A 17,338-nucleotide genomic window follows, 5' to 3' on the forward strand; every position below is an offset into this window, starting at 1 on the left:
CCTGCGCCAGCATGATCCCGGTATCTCTCCGCCCGGCGGATATATTTCCGGACGGCGCGTGGATCCACGTGGCGGGTTTGGTCCATTATTCGATTGAGGTCCGCCCCGCGCTCGGCGGCGCTGGTCATGAATCCCGCGCGTAGGCTGTGGCCAGAGAAGTCCCCGGCATCGAGCCCGGCACGCCTCGCGTACCCCTTGATGACTTTGGCGACTGCCCACCCAGTCAGGCGCTCGGCGGAAACCGCGCTGCCCTTGTTGACCGGGCGGAACAGGGGGCCTTCGGACATGCAGGCAGCGTCCAGCCATGCCCTCACGGCGGCGGCGGGCCGCAGGCTTTCGCCGGTCGGAATGGCGACGTTGTAACCCTGTCCCTCCTGGTCTGTCTTGGATAGACGGATGGTCACGTCCAAACCCTTCTCGGTGAATGCCAAGTCGGACACGTCGAGCGCGACCAGTTCGGAGCGCCGGAAAGCCCCTGCCATTCCGAGCAAGATCAGCGCGCGGTCGCGCTTGCCCTGCATCGCGGTCGCGCTTGCCCTGCATAGTGTGCGCCGAATGGGCCAGCATAGCCGAGACGCGTTCGGCGGTCGCCGGCTGCTTCTGGACCGGTGCGGTGCCGATCGTGCGGCGGATGCCTTTCATGACCATGGCCACCGCCTCATGCTCAGTCGGCGTCGGGAGCCCTGCGGCTTTGTGGGTATGGCGGATCGCCGCCACGGCGACGGCCAGGCTGGAGGCCTTGAGCCCTTCCTTCATCCGGGCCACGAGATAGGCGGACACCGTCTCGGGTTCGGCCGGCAGGCTGGTCACGCCTCGGTCGGCACACCACGCCTGAAACGCGGTCCAGTTCGAACGGTAGGCGAGGAGAGTGTTCTTGGCTTTGGATGCCCGGGCTACCGCGCGCACGTCGTCGTCGATGAGTGCCACGGCCCGTACGGTCGTGTCGGCGACGGTGAGTTCGAAGCTACTTTCGGCGCTGAAGTCGTCCATGATTTTGGGTCCGATAACTCCCGTTAATGGAGGCTATTCGGCGAGGCCGGGAACTCGGTCGCACCTTGACCTTTAATCGTCCCCGTTTATATAAAAGGGGACGATTATGGCGTCAACATTAAACGGGGACGAAATTGACAGTGACAGTTAAGGGAGATACCCCGTCTCGGATGGGACGGCCGCCGCTCAACGTGAGAGAAACCAAAGTTCGATTGACCGACGAGCAGCGCGGCCGCATCGAGGCCATTGTCGGAAGCTATGGAATGGCGAAGTTCATTCGCGAGGCGATTGAGCACGAACTGGAGCGCCGCGAAGCTCAACCTCGTCAGGACACCGACTAAACAGAAGAGGTTCGAAATGGGGAAATTTCGGGCGATCGGTGGGCTGCTGGCCATATTAAGCGGCAGCACAATTGCACTGGCCCAGGAAATACCGGATTTGAAGGGGACATGGACCCCCTCTAAAAACGGCGCCCATATCATCGACGGCGATCCCCGGCATAAAGCGAGTGGGACTGTTCCTCTGCCAGACAACAATACCTTGCAAAGGAACGCGACGAAGTTCGTCTATCGTTTCGTGGGACAGGAGGGCCGAACTTTCTGGGGAGTGTTGTCGTCGACAAAAGTGTCCGAGAAGCTGATCGGCGCAATATCTGTTGATGGCAAACGCTTCGTGATGGCGGACGAGGACGGTACTTTCCACGGCACCATCGTGAATGCCGACACGTTTGATTATTGCTACACCCATGTCACCCCGACAAGCAGGGCCGTCGCATGCGGTACAATGTTACGAGAGAAATAATCACGGTGCCCGGCCTGCCTCCGCGGCCGCTTCAACCGATCAGGATGTCCGCCTCTTTCGCGGCCTCGGCGCGCCTTCTGAGCCTCGGCAAGCGCAATACGATCTTGCGCCCGCTCCATCGCCTTCAACACAGCTTCGCGCGCTGCACGCTGCTTCGCGCCGCCCTTCGTCGGCCATTGTGCAGAAGGATGTCGGCCGCCTGAAGATTGTTGCTAACATGGTGGACGGTCACGCTTTTGCCGAGCATTCCCTTGACCGGCTCATCCCACCATCCGCGTTCGGGTGCCATGACGCGAATACCTCACTCGACTCAGGCGAATCAATGCGCGAGCGTGTGAGTCGTTGCTGCTATGTCTCAGCCCCGGAAAATCGCTGCGCCATCGACTGAAACCATTGCGATCCTCAGAGACGGCTGAAATATCTGCCGAGTGGTTCTCTTCCCCTCCGAAGGACCCACTCCCGACCGAGTAGGTGGCATACCCCTTACGCCTACTTGGTCGGGTCTCCGAGTTCGCCAGGATGCCCGCATGGAAGACTCGCCAATCGTAGTTGCCGCTCTGGTCGGCGCTTTGCTTATGACTGTCGCGATGGGCGCGCTTGCCCTCTACCAGGCAGGCGGGTCGCCCTGGTGATGCAGCCAGCCATGACGGCGCGCCTGGCTGGCGACGTCAGATCACAACGAAATCAGCAGCGGTGAGCGTGGGGGAGCCTGTGAGCGCGGCGAACTTGATTGCTGCGTAGGTTCCACCAGAGCCATCCCGGTCGTAGTAGAGGTTGCCCGTGTCCGAGTTGTAGAGGATACGGTCGCTCGCGTCCTTCGCAGCAACGGCTACATCCTTGAATGCGGAGGCGGCCAGGACGCCTACGGTGGAAAGGGTGGTAAACACGTAGTTGTCGATTTGGATAGTGTCAGCGGCCGGATTGAAGTCGAGGATTGTGTCGACATTGGTTGCTGCGCTTAACGCTGTGTTGAAGACAAAGATGTCTTTGCCAGCTCCGCCTTCGAGCACGTCATTGCCGGTATAGCCCTTTAGGGTATCGTAGCCGGCGCCGCCCCGGATCGTATTGTTGACTTCGTTCGAGCCGTTCAGGCTGTCATTATAAGCCGAACCGATTAGGCGCTCAATCGAGTCGAATGTGTCGCCTGACGCTTCGCCGCCGTTGATCGTCGGATTTGCCAAGCTCACGGTCACGCCGGATGAAGCTCGCGCGTACGTCGCTGTATCAGCGCCGGTGCCGCCGACTAAGCGGTCAGCGCCGAGCCCGCCCTCTAGCACGTCGCTGCCGCCCTGGCCATCTAGCCGATTTGCGCCGGCACCGCCAACGATTGTCTGGGAGAAATTATTGCCTCTCAGATTTGTCGTCGCCACCAGATTGCGGTCGCGTACGCTGAGCAGCTCGACTTCGGCTGTTCCAAACAGGAAGAAGTCATCTGTCGCATATACCGCGTCGTTGCCCTCGCCCGCGCTCTCTCGCACCCGATCCGAATTGTTATCGACGAAGTAACGATCGTCGCCCCTGCCTCCATACATGAGATCTGTCCCGCCAGGTCCGCCATCAATCTTGTCTTTACCGTCACCTCCGTAGATGAGATCGACCCCCGTACCGCCCTGAATGATGTCGTCGCCAGCCTTGCCGTATAGCTTATCTGCGCCACCGCCGCCGTTGAGGCTGTCGGCGAAATCGCTTGACGTGAAGGTGTCATCCCCACCGCTGCCGGTATAGTTCCAGGGGTTGGCGGCTATGATGTTGGCCAGTCGTGTGGTGTTGCCGTTCAGCAGCGCCATGGTATCCGCCGCAGATAGCGATAGGTTGGAGAATGTCACCCGCCCCGGACCCTCGGGAACGTATCCGGAAGGGTACAGGCTGTCGATCGCCTTGAGAGTCGTCACTTTGTTGGCAACAGTGAGCGTTTCTCCCACGTAGGCCAAGCCAACACCCTCGACGACGACGCCGCCACTCCAAACCGGAGTGTCTCCAGACATGCCCTCCTTAGCCCAATAAAACGATGTTGAACTCTCGGCCACGATGGAGTCACTCGAAAAATAGCCAGCAAAGAATATAGCGGTTGGATCACCGGCCACGGACTGAACGATTGTCGGCATATGGAACTGTTCTCCTTCGATGACGGGCGAAAGAATATAGCGGCATTCGTTTCAAGGAAAAGTCGTGGAAAACAAACAATGCAACCCGGCCACGTCTCCGCTGCCGGGCTGAATGTCGGAAAGGCCGGTATCAAAAGGTGACTATAAGGTCGTGGCTGATCCAGCCGGCGACGACGGTCACGACGAAGAGCAGGTCGAGATAGGTCACGCGGTGCCAGCTTCTTCCAATTCGATGAAGGATGCCGCCGACAGGACGCGGGCGGTCGGGCATTCCATGACTTCGACCATTGCGCCGAACATGTCGGATGAACGTTCTATGCCGTCCATCATGGCAACAAACGCCTCGTCTCCCTTCTCGTCTGCGGTGAAACTGCGGATCATGTCGACCAATTCGGCTTTCGACTTGCAACAAATCCGCACGGCAAGGCCCGCTGATACCAAGCCCGGATTGTGGAGGTTCTTCATTGTCGGCAAGGCGTTCAACAATTCCAGCGCTTCCGGCAGCGGCCCGAACGGTATTGCGGCCCATAGCTCGATTGTCGCCGGTTCCGCCTCCGCGACGGTCGTTGCGGCGGCAGCAGGTCCAGCGGCGGCGGTGATGGCAGCGGTGGGCAGCTATCCTAGCAGGGTGCGCCGGTTCATGATTGCACCTCCTTCACGCCCTCGTGCTGCTCCAAGGCGTCGTGAACCGGCCCTAGCAAGTCGATTGCCAGCCTAAGCCCGGAGCCGCTGCTGTCGGCGAGGTCGGTCACGTTGCCGCCGTTCTGCATTGCCCATGACGCGCACTCGCAAAGGCGAAGGATCGCCACGGCCTGATAGCTGCATTGGAGCAGTTCGACGGCGGTCATGTCGCCGTGGGGAATGAAGCGGCTCATGACAGCACCGCGCCCTTCTCGCGAAGCCGGGCAATGTCATTTGACAGGTTCCAGCCTGCTTTGATGATGTTGCCGCTTCCCCATCCCCACTCGGCAAAAATCGCAATGACCAGCGGATAGTGCAGGTAGAAGTCGGCTTTGGCCTGCAAGCCCGCCACCGTCTGGACGGGTTCCGTCAAGATCAGGTCGGCATAGAGGCCGGAGCCAGCAGTGAGCGTCTCGATGCGCTTGCGGATTGCCGCAACGCCCGACAACTCGCGAAGCCGTGCCGTCTCCGCTTCGTATTCCGTAGCCAGCGCATAGCGGCGTTCCCACTGGCCTATGAAGTCGACGCGCCGTTTCTGGTTCTTCGCCAGCGATTTGGCGGTGCGGCCCCGGACGGTCGACTTTTGCCAACGGTCTAGCGTGTCCCTCGCATAGGCAGCGGTCGTCACGTCGAAGATGCCGGTAGCATGTTCGGCGCGGCTCCTGCGTTTTAGGCGTTTTGTCAGTGTGGCGGTATCACGTCGCAGAAAGCGGCCTGCGATGTCTCGTTCGACGGTGGGGTTCCGGCTGTGTGGAACTTCGCGGTCAAACCAGACACCTCCCAGCAGTTCCTCCGGAGCGAGCGGCCACAAATGCCGCCACTCGGCCACTAGCCAATCGAGGTCAGCCTTTGCCTTGGCGAGGTCAGCCTGTGCCGCCTGATATTCGCCGAGCAAGGTGAACAGCTTGGAGTCGTCGCCCGCGTCGATCGGCATGGAACAGGCGATGGCAGCGGCGGGCGTAGCGACGGCCCGCGCGAACGCGGGCGTGCTTCTGAGCATTGCGCGGCGGGTCAGCATGACACAGCCTCTAGCCACGTCGCGCCGGCCGGCTCGCGATAGGAATGATCGGCCTCCCGGTCGTCCTCCAGATCGGCGTCACCGTCGATCGCGTCGGCGAGGGCGATCAGGTTCTCGATGGTGGCCTCCAGTTTAGACCGCAAAGCGGCTGTGACTGGCAGGAAGGTTGTAGGTTTGGCTGTGGGCAAAGCTCCGCCCGCAGCCAGAACAGCAGTGTTCGGCATGGAAGTTCCTCTCAGGTTATGGTAGTAACAGCGTTACCATGCGAGAAGCCACTCTCATGCAACTAAAAAGTAACGCGGTTACTATATGAACGCCACGCAGTGCAAAATGGCTAGGGCGGCGACAGGCCTCGGCGTTAGAGAATTGGCGGCGTTGGCCGAGGTTTCGCCTAACACCGTTGCCCGACTTGAGAGAGGCGAGGAAATGCGCGCGGCAACGATCGCCGCCATCCGTGCAGCCCTTGAAGCCGCTGGCGTCGAGTTCATCCCAGAGAATGGCGGCGGTGCTGGCGTGAGGTTGGCGAAATGATACTCGGCGAGACCGAAGACTGACGCAGCGCCGTAAAGCTCACCTGCGCTTGCATTCTTGTGGACTGTCTAGAAAGCGGCGGTGCTACAAGTGGGCGCGCCGCGCTTTAGGTGTTTTCTACGATCATGGGTGGCAAAGGCCAACGAGCCGATGCATAGTCTAAATCAGTGCGCGGTTGTTGAAGCATCAGGAGGGCGCTATGCCGATTTTTGTGAGAAATGGGACCGCGGGCGGAAGCGGAATACGATTGGATCCGCAATATGACGGCTATCTGCTGGTCGCCGGCGTCCGCGAAGTATCCACGACCGAAGATACAATCCGTGGATTTAGTTCCAATCACGTCGTGACCATTTTCGGCGAGGTCGTAGGGGGACTATCCTGCATCGTGCTCGGCGATGACGCGAATCTCGATCGCGGTGAAACGGTGCGGGTTGCTTCATCCGGCAGCGTTTATGCCGGGATAGGTGGCGGCGATGGCATTCGCATCAATGCGCGGGACTCCTCGGTGCGCAACGATGGCCTGATCTTCGGACGTGACGATGCCATTGAAATCAACGCCAACGCCGGAACGGGCCGCATCGTCAACACCGGCACGATCATGAGCGAGGACGAGGCCATCCGCAGCACCGGCGCGCAGACGCTGATCATCGAGAACAGCGGCCTGATCTACGGTGAACTTCGCTCGATCGCCACTTTCGGCGGCGCCACGGCGATCATCACCAACACAGGCGAGATTGTCGGCGAAATCTATCTCGATTCCGGAAACGACGTTTACAACGGTGTGAACGGTCGGGTGAGCGGGCCAATTACCTGTTTCGGCGGCAACGACACAGTCTATGCTGGTGTCGACGACGACACGATCAGCGGCATGACCGGTAACGACATCCTGAACGGAGGTCTCGGCGCTGACCGCATGGAGGGGGGCTCGGGCAATGACACGTTCTACGTCGACACCGTCGGCGACACGGTGATCGAGGCCGCCGGCGAGGGCACCGATGTGGTCGCCGCCAGCGCGAGCTTTAGACTCGCGGCCGGTGCCTCCGTCGAGCGCATGAACACAACAAGTCAGGGCGGCACATCCGCCATCAATCTGACCGGCAACGAGTTTGCGCAGACGCTGATCGGCAATGCCGGCGATAACCGCCTGGAAGGCCGCGAAGGAAATGACACGCTACGCGGGCTCGGCGGCAAGGACACGTTCGTCTTCAACACGAAACTCGGCGCATCGAATGTGGACACCATCGCCGACTTCAACGTCGCCGACGACCGGTTTCTACTGTCGGACGCCATATTCACAACGGTGAATACCGGCATTTTGGCCTCAGGCTACTTCCGTTCGAACACCACGGGCCTAGCGCAGGACGCCAACGACCACATCATATATGAGACCGACACTGGGGAGCTATACTACGATTCCAACGGCAATGCCGCTGGTGGTTCGGTGCTGTTTGCCAAGGTAGCGGTGGGGCTGTCTCTTACCAACGCCGACTTTTCAGTTGCCTAGATAAGTTCTGGCATTCCGCGCACTGTCATGGAAGCCGGGCACGAATTTTGGCACGAGACCCAGGAACCAGCCCGCACCCCCAGAGTTCGTCATGCGGAGATGGAGCTTGTTGATGCTGCGATTGGCGTTCTGGGGACTTGTGGGGCTGACGGCTTACCGCGTCGCACAGGAAAATGGTTGGATTAAAAAGCAGACGGCGGTCCGACTCCTGCTTCCAAGGCCATCGTGGGATCGAGAAGATATGTCTGCACGCCGAACGCAAGGTCGATCGGAAATACCTGAAACATTGGAAGAGCAGCTTCAGGAAGGCTTAGAGGACAGTTTTCCGGCTAGTGATCCACCGTCGGTTTTATCAACTACCGTCGCCGGAGGAACGAAACTCACCGGGACTGACGAAATATTGGCACAGCGCAAACGCGACCCCAACTTGTGATTCATGCGGCGAAAATAGCTATGTCTTCAACAATATTGACCGACCTCGCCCTGAAGCAGATGCAACAGTTTGATGGCACAGAGTTTGCCGCCTCGATTGAGCCGCGCCACCCGCAGGAGCCAGAGGCCCCGCCCTCCCAAGGGGTACAGATGCAGCAGCAGCCCGGAGTAGCAGGCTCGGCCGCAACGGCACGCGTGACAGGGCATGCCGATGTCGTGAGGGAAGTGGAGCGGAGCCTACGCTTTCTCGGAGCTTCCGAAGCGGAGATAGCGGCACTCAACACAACCGACCCGCAGTCGATGTATGATGCGCTCCAACGTGCCGGCGGCAAATCCGACATCCTCTCGATCATCGGCAGCTACCGCGACACGCTCTCGGACGATGAGGTGCTCGAGCGGCTTCAGCATTGGAATACTGCCGAGTTTTTCACTCGTCGCGAGGAGCCGGCGCGGGCCCTTCCGTGACTGCGCCCTCCCGAAAGCTCTTTACCGATGCGTGCCGCAGCTTCTGCTCGCCGCGCAGGAACTTCACCCGCGCCACCAGGCCGGGCTTCACCCATTCCGCCTTGTCGATGGCGAGGCCCTTGGGCGGCTTCACTCCAGCGTTTGCTTTGACGCGATCCCATCACCGCTGGCGAATGCCCATCGGCAACGTCACAAAAGCGCCGCCGACGTAATTGCCGGCGCCGTCAGCCATCAACGCCATGGCCGGCTTCCCCCGCTCACGCTGCACGCCGACGATGTTGAAGTCTGCTTCGTCGTAGCTCTTAACCTTCAGCCAGTCCGTGGTCCGGCCGCTCTCATAGCGGCTGCTGAGCCGCTTCGAAACCATCCCCTCCAGTTTGGCACGGTCGATCTTCTGAAAGAGTTCCTTCGCAGTCCCTTCCAGCGCCTCGCTGAATTGAAACCGGCCGCCTGTGTCGCTCTCGCCGATCACGTCTTCCAACAGGTGCCTTCGCTCCTCCAGCGTCATATCGCGTAGGTCGTGGCCGTTGAGGTGGAGAAGATCGAAGGCTACGAAAATTAGGGTCTCTGGCGCCTTCCGGATTGCCGAGCGCAGTGCCTGGAAATCGGTTAGGCCCGTGTCCGGGTCCGGTACGATTATTTCGCCGTCGATGATAGCGCTTGCGGCTTCTAAGCCGTCGGCGGCCTCGGCTAGCGGCGTATATTTCGCGGACCAGTCAAAGCCGTTTCGAGTGAAGATGCGAGAGCCGCCCGGCTCCTTGACGAGTTGACTGCGGTAGCCGTCGAATTTTACCTCGTGAATCCAGTCGCCGCCCTCGGGCGGAGCCTCAACGAGGTAGGCAGCATCGGCTCTATGAACGCCAGCCGGTGTCCCCCGGCAACAGAACGCTTACGCACAAGCTGAGTCTAGGCGTGGAAAGCGAGACGGCAACGGGAACGAAAAGTGATTCAGATGGCGCGTCGGAACCGGCCGATGTTTTCGCAGTTCATGTCTCACAGGAGGATCACATGAACGACAACAATCGAGAGACTGGGGCGCGAGAGCCCAAGGCGGGCGTGAGCCAGCGTCCGGATCAAATCCACAATGGAGACCGTGGCGACGAGCCAAAGAAGCCATATGGCCTGACAGAGCCGGTCGATGATGTCGACGAAAAGACGCGGCACTCGGACGGTCAGCAGCCGTCCAAGATGCCTACGCCATCGCCCGCAACTGAAAAGGTGTCAGGCGCTGGCCCAGCCATTGCCGAGCACTCAAAGGATGCGAAGGCTCCTAAAGCTGGCCGCCAGCCCGGCGCCTACGTGAAGAAGTAGCGCCATGAACGTAGCCAACTTGCAGCTTGAAGGCCTGATTATGGCGGTGGCTGCCGTGAACAATGCGCTGGTTCACAAGGGGCTTCTCACCGTCGATGACATCGACCTCGCCCTGCACAAGGTAGAAGCAGGGCTGACAGGCGAAGAGCGAAACTACGAGGATATGTCCTCGTCAAATCGCGATGCACTCTGCTTTCCTGTCCGGCTCTTGCGCATGGCCAACAATGCTCAGGGCGAGGTCGATATCCCACCCTTCTCCGAACTTGCCCGGATGGTCGGAAGCACGAAACAGCCCTACAACGACCAGAGGTAAGACAATGTCCGACGACAAAAGCAAAACCGACAATCGCGATCGGTCACAGGCGGCCGGGGACGAGGAGCATGAGGTCGGGTACGTCGCAAGCAAGTTCGGCCTATCCACCGTCCAGGTTCGGGAGTTGATTGCCGAGTTTGGCAACGACCGCGATGTGATCGAACGCGAGGCCGTGAGAGAACAGTGGAAGAGCCTCGAATGATTGCTGCGCTAGTCACCGCCGGCATAATTGTGCTCGTGGTGGTAGGGGTAGCAACCGCATTTGAGCTAACTGGTCATCATCTTCCATTTTGGTGAAAAAGCCCGCCGCGCCGAGGGAGACGCGATGGGCTCCCGTGCAGCCAGCACGTTGGCAGCTAGGTTTGCCTCCGAAGCCGCGATGAGCGTCAATCGCCAGATCGCCCCGATGTTCCTGCCACAACGAAAAAAGCCCACCGATCCGGAGGGCCAGATCGATGGGCTGTGCTGCCTGAGGCGGTAATCTCTACATTTCCGCCCAATGATTCTGCAATGGGCGGGTAAAGGAACCCTTACTGGTTATCCTCGCACAAGCTGCGCTTGATTTGAGGCGCGCAGGATATCGCCGGATTCGATGTACGCCATTTCGAGAAGGTGCGAGAGGAACTGCATACGCTCACTGTCAGCGATATCTTTCATTTCACGAAGCAACCCATGAAGATATCGAACTTTTTCGATTTTTGATCTGTGGTCCGGAGCCATGACACAGCTACCCTAGGCCGTGTGGACGAATTGACTCAGGTATAGGTTTGAGGATTCCGGGAACGAATTCAATGTGATTCATGGACCGCCTACTGATTTGGAGGTTGGCGATGTCGACACGGATGGCTGAAGCGGATTGGGCCGTTGCGTTGGAGGTGTTCCGGGCGGCGCTGCCGCGACGTGGCGCCAAGGGTCGGGACGATCGGCTGTTCCTGGAAGCCATGCACTATTTCTCGGAACACAACATCAAATGGCGGGCGCTGCCCGAGCGCTTCGGCAACTGGAACAGCGTCTGGAAACGCTTCGACCGGCTGAGCAAGGCGGGCGTGTTCGAAACCTTCTTCGATCATCTTGCGGCGCTGTCGTCTTCGGCGCACCTGGTTCAGATGTTCGACTCAACCGTAGTTCGCGCGCATGTGTCGGCGGCCGACGCAAAAGGGGGCAGCAAGGCCAGGCGCTTGGCCGCTCGCGCGGCGGCTTCTCGACGAAAATCCATTTGAAAACAGACTTCGACGGTCATCCCATCGCCTTCGACCTCACCGGCGGCGAGAAGGGCGATGCGCCTCACTTCAAGGTCTTGCTTGGTCTCGGTCCCGATACCGATCCACGCGCTGGCGTCGGCGACAAGGGCTATGCCAGCAAGGCCAATCGGGCAGCCGCGCGCAAACGCGGCATCATCCCGGTCATTCCCGCAAAAGCCAACGAAAAGGCCCAGCCTGCCTTCTTCCCCAAGCTGCTCTACAAGGGACGAGCGCGCATCGAACAGACCGTCGGCAAACTCAAACGCTTCAAGCGGGTCGCACTGCGATGCGAGAAAACCAAACGAAACTTCTTCTCAATCGTCGCCTTGACCGCCGCTTTCATCTTGGTCAAATCCGTCCACACGGCCTAGTTGAATTTTTACATCGGCAAACACTTTGAAAAGCCTCCCCTCGTCTGGTCGAAATGCCTGTGTTTCACGGCGCGCTTGCATATGCCAACCTCCAAGGTGCCCCCGTCGCCGAGAAGAGATTGAGAGAGGCCCGGCGACGGGTAACAACCCTTCGACCTGCTTCTGGCCGAAGGGTCTGTCAGCGCAGTGAGGGACGGGACCTGCGCATCTGTGAAACTTTGCACTCAACTGACGATCATCCCCAGGCTCAGGAACGCAACGCCGGCTACAATGACCGGGTAGAAAAGCCATCGCGCCTCGCGAACGCTGTTGTTCATGAACGCCTCTTTCTAGCGTGCCGGGCCAACGCAATGCGGCGCCGCTACGTTCCCGGACGATGCGACCATGAGACCAATGAATGGGACGGTTGGGACTTTGGTCCCAACCGTAATGGGCCTGAAGGCCCACAGGGGAACATGCCTGTTTGCGCCTCGTTTTGACGCAAGCTTCGACAAGAGAGCGAAGCGTTCTAGTCCTCACAAGGGAGATTGTTATGAAGGCTTATCTCACGAGCGCAGTCGCCGGCTTGGCACTGGCGGCATTTGCCGGTTCCGCGATGGCGCAAGACGTCATCATCAAGCCGGAACAGGAAACGGTCATCCGCGAGTACGTGAAGAAGAAGCCGTTGGCTTCGATCAACCTGCCTGGCGTTGAACTCAACGTCGGGACGGCGCTGCCTGAGACCGTCGAGCTGCACAAGCTCGAAGTCCCCGATGCCAAATACGAGTATGTCGTCATCGACAACAAGACGGTTCTGGTGGACCCCGGCACACGCAAGGTCGTGCACGTGATGAACTGACCTTTTCCGCAACTCATCCAGAGCCGGGCGCGCCTCGGCTCTGGACTGGCGTCGAAAAGCTCGCGGCGCGCGGAAATGCGGAGGGCATCCGCGCCATCTAACGGTCGGTCCGATGACCCCAAAGCTACTTAGACATCCAAGTGCGACTGACCCGGATTTCGGCAGGAACGCGCGCGTGGCGCTTGATACAATTTTGTGGGGCGCTGTGTTCGCTGGGTTTGCGGCAGTTCTCACATGGTGTTTGTGACCGCACGCCGGGATGCAGGCCCGCTATTTTTCGCGCCCGTTGCCGGCTCGGCGCTGCTGCCGCTTCTTTTCGCTTTGTGTGTAACAAGATGCTCCACCGTGGTTGTGCAGAAAGGTGGGCTCACCAATCCGCCTACCGAAAAGGGCAGTGTCTATCTTTTCGCCGGACTTACGCCGGCGGGCGACGACATGGCGCAAAGCGGCATGTGCAGCCTGACACAATACATTCGTGCCGCCGGCGTGCCGGCCGATGTCTATAATCCGGCCGAATGGCAAAGGGCGGCCGACAATTTCCTCGCGCAGCCACGCCATACCGAGACGCAAGTAGCCGTTGCCGGCTATTCCATGGGAGGAAGCGCGGCCACTCAATTTGCCGAGCGCCTGCGCGCCGTCGGCGTGCCGGTCCAGACGCTTCTCGTCTTCGAAGCATACAATCCTACGCCAGTGCCCTGCAACGTGCGCCGGGCTATCGACATGTATGGTTCGGACGGGCTGTTTACCCTCTCGTCACGTTTGCAGCCCGGAAAGTCCTTCACCGGCCGGCTGGAAACCGTGGACTGGTCAAAGTTGCATAAGGACGGACGGCACGACCATCTCGGCGTGTCGAAGGAGCCTGCCGCACTGGAATACGTCAGGCACGCTCTAATCAGCGGGAGCCGGGTACGCCCGCAGCCTCCGTCTCCGGGCGAGGCCGTATGCCTGGCCCGCGCACCGAGTTCCGGGACCGAACCTGCGTCTCCTCCCCGAACCAAGCATACTTCAGGGAGCGCGACATGAGCATGTTTCTAACCGGGCTGAGCGGTTTCGTCGCAACGCTTGCGATTGCCGCCGGGGCCATCTACGTCACTGAAGGCAAGCCCCGTCCAGAATGGAGGGGCGGCAGCGGATCCTCCTGGACCGGCGAGGCTTCGGCAGCATCAGCCCAGCCACCCAAGCGTGTAGCTGCGAAACCTTCGTTCAAACCCCCCACAGTCGTGAAATATCCAGAGGTTCCGTCTGTCGACATGATCAAAACCGGCGCGCTCGCAGATCAAAATACCGAAACTGTTCCCGAGCCTGCACCAGACCAAGCGGCAACGATGGCGCACGTACAATGGTGCTCCGAGCGCTATCGATCGTACCGGCCGGGGAACAACAGCTATAGGTCCTACAGCGGCAGCCAGCGGGAATGCGTCTCTCCCTTCACGAGTGGGTCTAGGACACGCGAAGAGGAGGAGGTTGACCATGCGGATATCGGGATAGATCGACCACATGCGCGGTACGCTGTCGAGGAAGGGCCTGCGAGCTTCCTCACGCCACGGCATATTGCCTCATGCTTTGCGCGCTACCGATCGTACAGCCCGGAAAACAATTCCTACCAGCCTTATGGAGGCGGGTCACGCCAGCAATGCGAGTAGCCTCTTCGCCGGAACCTCCCCACAGCTCGGCAGTTCCTCTCCATCTCCGGAGGTGCTGCATGCCACGCTACTATTTCGACGTGTTCGACGGAGACGCGGTCACCCGCGACGAGGTCGGCATCGATCTGGAGCACGAGGACATGGCGGCAGATCATGCGGTGGCAGCCCTGCCAGAGATAGCGAATGACGAGCTTCCGGACGGGATGCAGCGCGACTTTTGGGTAAAGGTTCGCCCCGAAAGCGGCAATTATTTTTTCACCGCCGACCTGAAATTCAAGGCTGACTGGTTGAAGCAGCGCAGTTAGAGTTGCTGGCCTTCTAGTTTTGCGAGTGCTAACTGCACCGCTATCAGATCGTCGTTTGTGTCATCTGTGTCGTTGGGCGATTCAGACGCCCGACGGAGGTCTACGACCTGGGATGCGATGCTTTTCAGTTTCTCGACTTTCTCGCTCGCGGACAGACTTTCGTCGTTCTCGATGCCGGATATCATCGCCGAGTAGTATGACGCCATCTCTATCTCCATTGCCATTCAGGAAATGGTCTCGGGCGGCGCTGGTTCCGTGGGAGCGAGATTTGCAAGAAGAGCCCGCCGCGCCGAGGGAGACGCGACGGGCTTTGGCGGTACGACGCCCTGGATGTTGTCGTCCCGGCCAGCGATACAACAATGCATCGGGAGGCTTGTTCCTTTTCACCGACAAAAAGCCCGTCACCTGTAGGGGTGCCGGGCAGGTAGCGTATCATCGCAGCCGGGGAGGGATGGAGGAAAAGCTACGACGCCCCCCTAACCTCCCGAGCCTTGAGATGTGCCCCAGAGAAAAACCGCGCTGGCGACGGCCGGCGTGGGCGAGCTCGATGTCAACATCGGACTTCAGGTGCTATCTTCGGCCTCAGCCACCTGACAATACCTCAAACAGCATGTCCGCGATCCTCATTGAGCAGACGCCGATCAGGAAGGCCGCGGTGGAGCACTGGTACGGTAAGGTGGGTCCGGATACTACGCGTGTCAGATCTGGCGCGCGGTCAGCCTATCGTAACGATAGTGATCTTCGTCGCGCGGGGTGACTACGCCTTTACAAAACACATCATGGAACCAGTCCGTTGCCGGTCGATTATCGTGGAACCGGAGGCACCCCCATGGCGCGCTACTTCTTTCATGTGACTCATGGTGCAGATATCGACCCCGACAGAGATGGCGTCGATTTGGACAATCGCGCGGCCGCGTGAGAACAAGCGACGCAGGCGTGCAGCGAGATGATGGCCGAAATTGACGGTGACCTGGCTGTCGGCACGGATTGGCGCATGGTGGTGGACGACGAAGACGGCCCGCTATTCGTTGTTCATTTTGGTGCGGATAAACTTCGATAACCTAGTGGAACACCGCGCCAGAACGGCACTGGAACGACGCGGCGCGAGATCGATGATGCCGTTCCAGACCCTTGCGCCGCAGGCTACGCCAGGAGGGCTTGCCAGCAGCAGCAACCAAGCCATCGAGCGGCGGTAGCCTGGGCTCGAAGAAGTAGGCGCACGATCCGGATGCCGTCCAGAAACCTTGTAATTTCCTTATTTGTCCGGATAGTTTGGCGGGTTGGGGGTTCCTTATACGGCAGGAGGCGAAATGCCCTTAACCCGCGCACCAGGCAGACTGGCCTGCTGCCCGCATCCCAATTCTCACCCTCAGTCCCTAGAGGAAGGCCCCCGCCGCGGTATCCTACCCCCCTAGGGTTGATTCTCATGAGAAATGCTGCATATGCGGAGCCGGGGCATAAATACAGAGGTTGATCCGCAGAATGCATCACGACGACTTCATACAGCTTACGGCGGAGATCGTTGCCGCCTACGTAGAAAAAAATCCCGTTCCAGTTGGTGAACTGCCAGCACTTATCGAACGAGTGCATTCCTCCGTTAGCGGACTGGTAAAGGCGCCTGAGCCCGAGCCTGTTGAACTAGTTCCTGCCGTTCCAATCAAGAAGTCCGTAACACCCAACTACATCATATCACTGGAAAGCGGTAAGAAATTCACTTCGTTGAAGCGCCACCTCATGACCAGCTACGGTCTGACGCCCGAAGCCTACCGCAAGAAGTGGAACCTTCCAGCCGACTACCCTATGGTGGCTCCTAGCTACTCGACGAGGCGCTCCGAACTCGCGTTTCAAAGCGGCCTCGGTAAGAAGGCGGCTCCCCCGGCGCCGGCACCGAAGAAGCGGGGACGGTCTGCAAAGGCCTAGCGATCACTATTCCATGGGTGGTCGGGATCGATCGGCCGCCCATTGATGTCCAACCCGATGACGTAGCCTCGCGCCTCCTGCTTCTGCAGAAGCGTGACGTGATCGTGCTTACAAACTGTCTCGACGTTGTCCAGGTCGAAGAACAGTTTCGGGTCGCCGCGGTGCTTTACCTTGTGATGCGCACCGCGGCTTGCGGATGATGCCGGTCGCCTTCGATGGCGATGCACTGGCATTTCTGACAGGTGTAGAGGTCGCGGAGGAAGGCTTGCTTCCGGATGCCGTATGGACCGCACCAGCTTGGCGGGTGCAAGGGTACGTTGTTGAAAAAACGCTTGAAGTGAAGACTGCATTGCGCTGGCTGAAGCGCAGCCATTGCTTCAGTTCGCGCACAAAGGCGGGATCGGCCATTTGTGCACTGTTGCCTGCAATGACGAGATCCAGCACGCGCTCGATCTGCCGCCGATCGGTGAGGAGGATCACATCGACGCCGGGGATCCGGGCAGCGGCGGCCAGGGCCTGGAGATCGCCGCTACCGACCGGCCGTCCGTCGTAGTCGGCCCGCGTTGACTGACGTTGAGGGATCGCATCGAACATGACCGAAGGTGCCGCTCGCGCCGAGCCAAAGTCGAAGACGACCGATCCTTCGCCCGTGGCGTCGAACCGCATGTCGGCGCTGCGAGCGCGCACAGCGGCGGCGATGCGGAGGTTTTCGGCGGCACAGCCGAGGCTTGCGAAGAGATGGTGATCATCGGGATCCACTATGGGCGTACGTCGGGTGAAATCCGGAAGGATCGTGATGCCGCCTTCAGCGAGACCGAACCGTCAGGGCTGGGTGTTGTGGCCGTTTGCCGCCAGTGTCGCGTAACGGA

General features: G+C 59.8%; 28 protein-coding genes and 2 pseudogenes. 18 read left to right on the forward strand and 12 right to left on the reverse strand.

Annotated features, from left to right (window positions below):
* Both ACH196_RS32150 and ACH196_RS32155 read right to left on the reverse strand, forming a co-directional pair.
* Window positions 1-521, reverse strand: a 521-nt coding sequence (locus ACH196_RS32150) for a site-specific integrase (protein ID WP_396650926.1), incomplete at its 3' end; no start/stop codon positions are given.
* A 226-nt stretch (window positions 522-747) separates the two neighbouring features.
* Window positions 748-990: pseudogene (locus ACH196_RS32155) on the reverse strand (hypothetical protein); the annotation flags it as partial.
* A 212-nt stretch (window positions 991-1,202) separates the two neighbouring features.
* Here ACH196_RS32155 and ACH196_RS32160 point away from each other — a divergent pair.
* Together ACH196_RS32160 and ACH196_RS32165 are read left to right on the forward strand one after the other, a co-directional pair.
* Window positions 1,203-1,331: a hypothetical protein gene (locus ACH196_RS32160; RefSeq protein ID WP_396650927.1), complete on the forward strand. Its 129-nt coding sequence runs from the start codon at window positions 1,203-1,205 to the stop codon at window positions 1,329-1,331.
* Between the two features lie 16 nt (window positions 1,332-1,347).
* Window positions 1,348-1,791 carry a hypothetical protein gene (locus tag ACH196_RS32165; RefSeq protein WP_396650928.1) on the forward strand — a complete coding sequence of 148 codons (444 nt, stop codon included), beginning with the start codon at window positions 1,348-1,350 and terminating at the stop codon, window positions 1,789-1,791.
* Between the two features lie 124 nt (window positions 1,792-1,915).
* Here the strand turns inward: ACH196_RS32165 and ACH196_RS32170 are convergent, their stop codons facing one another.
* From ACH196_RS32170 to ACH196_RS32195, 6 genes are all read right to left on the reverse strand, one after another.
* Window positions 1,916-2,080: a hypothetical protein gene (locus ACH196_RS32170; RefSeq protein ID WP_396650929.1), complete on the reverse strand. Its 165-nt coding sequence runs from the start codon at window positions 2,078-2,080 to the stop codon at window positions 1,916-1,918.
* Between the two features lie 379 nt (window positions 2,081-2,459).
* The gene (locus tag ACH196_RS32175) at window positions 2,460-3,896 is read right to left on the reverse strand and encodes a calcium-binding protein (RefSeq protein ID WP_396650930.1); all 1,437 of its coding nucleotides are present in this window, start codon (window positions 3,894-3,896) and stop codon (window positions 2,460-2,462) included.
* A 204-nt stretch (window positions 3,897-4,100) separates the two neighbouring features.
* Window positions 4,101-4,379: a hypothetical protein gene (locus ACH196_RS32180; protein WP_396650931.1), complete on the reverse strand. Its 279-nt coding sequence runs from the start codon at window positions 4,377-4,379 to the stop codon at window positions 4,101-4,103.
* Window positions 4,380-4,534: 155 nt separating this feature from the next.
* Window positions 4,535-4,771: a hypothetical protein gene (locus ACH196_RS32185; protein ID WP_396650932.1), complete on the reverse strand. Its 237-nt coding sequence runs from the start codon at window positions 4,769-4,771 to the stop codon at window positions 4,535-4,537.
* Window positions 4,768-5,595 (reverse strand): hypothetical protein, encoded by an 828-nt coding sequence (locus ACH196_RS32190; RefSeq protein WP_396650933.1) that lies wholly within the window; start codon window positions 5,593-5,595, stop codon window positions 4,768-4,770. Before ACH196_RS32190 ends, ACH196_RS32185 begins: the two co-directional genes overlap by 4 nt.
* Window positions 5,589-5,819 carry a hypothetical protein gene (locus ACH196_RS32195; RefSeq protein WP_396650934.1) on the reverse strand — a complete coding sequence of 77 codons (231 nt, stop codon included), beginning with the start codon at window positions 5,817-5,819 and terminating at the stop codon, window positions 5,589-5,591. Before ACH196_RS32195 ends, ACH196_RS32190 begins: the two co-directional genes overlap by 7 nt.
* Before the next feature lie 85 nt (window positions 5,820-5,904).
* On the opposite strand from ACH196_RS32195, the gene ACH196_RS32200 reads away from it, so the two are divergent.
* The 4 genes from ACH196_RS32200 (at window position 5,905) to ACH196_RS32215 (ending at window position 8,527) form a co-directional block, all read left to right on the forward strand.
* The gene (locus tag ACH196_RS32200) at window positions 5,905-6,126 is read left to right on the forward strand and encodes a helix-turn-helix domain-containing protein (protein WP_396650935.1); all 222 of its coding nucleotides are present in this window, start codon (window positions 5,905-5,907) and stop codon (window positions 6,124-6,126) included.
* A gap of 247 nt (window positions 6,127-6,373) precedes the next feature.
* On the forward strand, window positions 6,374-7,630 hold the full coding sequence (locus ACH196_RS32205; RefSeq protein WP_396650936.1) for a calcium-binding protein: 1,257 nt from the start codon (window positions 6,374-6,376) through the stop codon (window positions 7,628-7,630).
* 112 nt (window positions 7,631-7,742) lie between these two features.
* Entirely contained in the window at window positions 7,743-8,063 is a 321-nt protein-coding gene (locus tag ACH196_RS32210) for a hypothetical protein (RefSeq protein ID WP_396650967.1), read from the forward strand.
* A 20-nt stretch (window positions 8,064-8,083) separates the two neighbouring features.
* Entirely contained in the window at window positions 8,084-8,527 is a 444-nt protein-coding gene (locus ACH196_RS32215) for a hypothetical protein (RefSeq protein WP_396650937.1), read from the forward strand.
* On the opposite strand, the gene ACH196_RS32220 is transcribed toward ACH196_RS32215, so the two are convergent.
* Window positions 8,490-8,660, reverse strand: coding sequence for a hypothetical protein (locus ACH196_RS32220; RefSeq protein WP_396650938.1), 171 nt, complete (start codon window positions 8,658-8,660; stop codon window positions 8,490-8,492). The two genes, ACH196_RS32215 and ACH196_RS32220, sit on opposite strands and share 38 nt — an antisense overlap.
* A gap of 27 nt (window positions 8,661-8,687) precedes the next feature.
* Complete coding sequence (locus tag ACH196_RS32225; RefSeq protein WP_396650968.1) at window positions 8,688-9,329, reverse strand: RNA ligase family protein; 642 nt, start codon at window positions 9,327-9,329, stop codon at window positions 8,688-8,690.
* Between the two features lie 206 nt (window positions 9,330-9,535).
* On the opposite strand from ACH196_RS32225, the gene ACH196_RS32230 reads away from it, so the two are divergent.
* From ACH196_RS32230 to ACH196_RS32270, 9 genes and pseudogenes are all read left to right on the forward strand, one after another.
* Window positions 9,536-9,838: a hypothetical protein gene (locus ACH196_RS32230; protein ID WP_396650939.1), complete on the forward strand. Its 303-nt coding sequence runs from the start codon at window positions 9,536-9,538 to the stop codon at window positions 9,836-9,838.
* Window positions 9,839-9,842: 4 nt separating this feature from the next.
* A complete protein-coding gene (locus tag ACH196_RS32235; RefSeq protein ID WP_396650940.1) occupies window positions 9,843-10,151 on the forward strand; it encodes a hypothetical protein in 309 nt (102 codons plus the stop codon).
* Between the two features lie 4 nt (window positions 10,152-10,155).
* A complete protein-coding gene (locus tag ACH196_RS32240) occupies window positions 10,156-10,353 on the forward strand; it encodes a DUF3606 domain-containing protein (protein WP_396650941.1) in 198 nt (65 codons plus the stop codon).
* 640 nt (window positions 10,354-10,993) lie between these two features.
* Window positions 10,994-11,200: pseudogene (locus tag ACH196_RS32245) on the forward strand (transposase); the annotation flags it as partial.
* Window positions 11,122-11,763: an IS5 family transposase gene (locus ACH196_RS32250; protein WP_349003545.1), complete on the forward strand. Its 642-nt coding sequence runs from the start codon at window positions 11,122-11,124 to the stop codon at window positions 11,761-11,763. The pseudogene ACH196_RS32245 and the gene ACH196_RS32250, both read left to right, overlap by 79 nt.
* 532 nt (window positions 11,764-12,295) lie before the next feature.
* The gene (locus ACH196_RS32255) at window positions 12,296-12,601 is read left to right on the forward strand and encodes a DUF1236 domain-containing protein (RefSeq protein ID WP_396650942.1); all 306 of its coding nucleotides are present in this window, start codon (window positions 12,296-12,298) and stop codon (window positions 12,599-12,601) included.
* Window positions 12,602-12,946: 345 nt separating this feature from the next.
* Entirely contained in the window at window positions 12,947-13,624 is a 678-nt protein-coding gene (locus ACH196_RS32260; protein ID WP_396650943.1) for a thioesterase domain-containing protein, read from the forward strand.
* 302 nt (window positions 13,625-13,926) lie between these two features.
* Window positions 13,927-14,244: a BA14K family protein gene (locus ACH196_RS32265; RefSeq protein WP_396650969.1), complete on the forward strand. Its 318-nt coding sequence runs from the start codon at window positions 13,927-13,929 to the stop codon at window positions 14,242-14,244.
* A 59-nt stretch (window positions 14,245-14,303) separates the two neighbouring features.
* On the forward strand, window positions 14,304-14,549 hold the full coding sequence (locus ACH196_RS32270) for a DUF6894 family protein (protein ID WP_396650944.1): 246 nt from the start codon (window positions 14,304-14,306) through the stop codon (window positions 14,547-14,549).
* Here the strand turns inward: ACH196_RS32270 and ACH196_RS32275 are convergent.
* Complete coding sequence (locus tag ACH196_RS32275) at window positions 14,546-14,755, reverse strand: hypothetical protein (protein WP_396650945.1); 210 nt, start codon at window positions 14,753-14,755, stop codon at window positions 14,546-14,548. The genes ACH196_RS32270 and ACH196_RS32275 overlap by 4 nt on opposite strands.
* Before the next feature lie 623 nt (window positions 14,756-15,378).
* Here ACH196_RS32275 and ACH196_RS32280 point away from each other — a divergent pair.
* The 3 genes from ACH196_RS32280 (at window position 15,379) to ACH196_RS32290 (ending at window position 16,469) form a co-directional block, all read left to right on the forward strand.
* Entirely contained in the window at window positions 15,379-15,468 is a 90-nt protein-coding gene (locus tag ACH196_RS32280; RefSeq protein WP_396650946.1) for a DUF6894 family protein, read from the forward strand.
* A gap of 30 nt (window positions 15,469-15,498) precedes the next feature.
* Window positions 15,499-15,609 carry a hypothetical protein gene (locus ACH196_RS32285; RefSeq protein WP_396650970.1) on the forward strand — a complete coding sequence of 37 codons (111 nt, stop codon included), beginning with the start codon at window positions 15,499-15,501 and terminating at the stop codon, window positions 15,607-15,609.
* A 422-nt stretch (window positions 15,610-16,031) separates the two neighbouring features.
* Window positions 16,032-16,469, forward strand: coding sequence for a MucR family transcriptional regulator (locus ACH196_RS32290; protein WP_396650947.1), 438 nt, complete (start codon window positions 16,032-16,034; stop codon window positions 16,467-16,469).
* A gap of 108 nt (window positions 16,470-16,577) precedes the next feature.
* Here the strand turns inward: ACH196_RS32290 and ACH196_RS32295 are convergent, their stop codons facing one another.
* The gene (locus ACH196_RS32295) at window positions 16,578-17,228 is read right to left on the reverse strand and encodes a hypothetical protein (RefSeq protein ID WP_396650948.1); all 651 of its coding nucleotides are present in this window, start codon (window positions 17,226-17,228) and stop codon (window positions 16,578-16,580) included.
* Window positions 17,229-17,338: the final 110 nt, after the last annotated feature.

Source organism: Mesorhizobium sp. IMUNJ 23232 (assembly GCF_044326205.1).
Taxonomy (GTDB): Bacteria; Pseudomonadota; Alphaproteobacteria; order Rhizobiales; family Rhizobiaceae; genus Kumtagia.

Bases quoted from the DNA above. Each gene is read 5' to 3' on its own strand.
- ACH196_RS32165 (WP_396650928.1), top strand. From the start codon at position 1,348: ATGGGGAAATTTCGGGCGATCGGTGGGCTGCTGGCCATATTAAGCGGC.
- ACH196_RS32170 (WP_396650929.1), bottom strand. From the start codon at position 2,080: ATGGCACCCGAACGCGGATGGTGGGATGAGCCGGTCAAGGGAATGCTC.
- ACH196_RS32175 (WP_396650930.1), bottom strand. From the start codon at position 3,896: ATGCCGACAATCGTTCAGTCCGTGGCCGGTGATCCAACCGCTATATTC.
- ACH196_RS32185 (WP_396650932.1), bottom strand. From the start codon at position 4,771: ATGAGCCGCTTCATTCCCCACGGCGACATGACCGCCGTCGAACTGCTC.
- ACH196_RS32190 (WP_396650933.1), bottom strand. From the start codon at position 5,595: ATGCTGACCCGCCGCGCAATGCTCAGAAGCACGCCCGCGTTCGCGCGG.
- ACH196_RS32195 (WP_396650934.1), bottom strand. From the start codon at position 5,819: ATGCCGAACACTGCTGTTCTGGCTGCGGGCGGAGCTTTGCCCACAGCC.
- ACH196_RS32200 (WP_396650935.1), top strand. From the start codon at position 5,905: ATGAACGCCACGCAGTGCAAAATGGCTAGGGCGGCGACAGGCCTCGGC.
- ACH196_RS32210 (WP_396650967.1), top strand. From the start codon at position 7,743: ATGCTGCGATTGGCGTTCTGGGGACTTGTGGGGCTGACGGCTTACCGC.
- ACH196_RS32215 (WP_396650937.1), top strand. From the start codon at position 8,084: ATGTCTTCAACAATATTGACCGACCTCGCCCTGAAGCAGATGCAACAG.
- ACH196_RS32230 (WP_396650939.1), top strand. From the start codon at position 9,536: ATGAACGACAACAATCGAGAGACTGGGGCGCGAGAGCCCAAGGCGGGC.
- ACH196_RS32235 (WP_396650940.1), top strand. From the start codon at position 9,843: ATGAACGTAGCCAACTTGCAGCTTGAAGGCCTGATTATGGCGGTGGCT.
- ACH196_RS32240 (WP_396650941.1), top strand. From the start codon at position 10,156: ATGTCCGACGACAAAAGCAAAACCGACAATCGCGATCGGTCACAGGCG.
- ACH196_RS32250 (WP_349003545.1), top strand. From the start codon at position 11,122: ATGGCGGGCGCTGCCCGAGCGCTTCGGCAACTGGAACAGCGTCTGGAA.
- ACH196_RS32255 (WP_396650942.1), top strand. From the start codon at position 12,296: ATGAAGGCTTATCTCACGAGCGCAGTCGCCGGCTTGGCACTGGCGGCA.
- ACH196_RS32265 (WP_396650969.1), top strand. From the start codon at position 13,927: ATGGCGCACGTACAATGGTGCTCCGAGCGCTATCGATCGTACCGGCCG.
- ACH196_RS32270 (WP_396650944.1), top strand. From the start codon at position 14,304: ATGCCACGCTACTATTTCGACGTGTTCGACGGAGACGCGGTCACCCGC.
- ACH196_RS32275 (WP_396650945.1), bottom strand. From the start codon at position 14,755: ATGGCGTCATACTACTCGGCGATGATATCCGGCATCGAGAACGACGAA.
- ACH196_RS32280 (WP_396650946.1), top strand. From the start codon at position 15,379: ATGGCGCGCTACTTCTTTCATGTGACTCATGGTGCAGATATCGACCCC.
- ACH196_RS32285 (WP_396650970.1), top strand. From the start codon at position 15,499: ATGGCCGAAATTGACGGTGACCTGGCTGTCGGCACGGATTGGCGCATG.
- ACH196_RS32290 (WP_396650947.1), top strand. From the start codon at position 16,032: ATGCATCACGACGACTTCATACAGCTTACGGCGGAGATCGTTGCCGCC.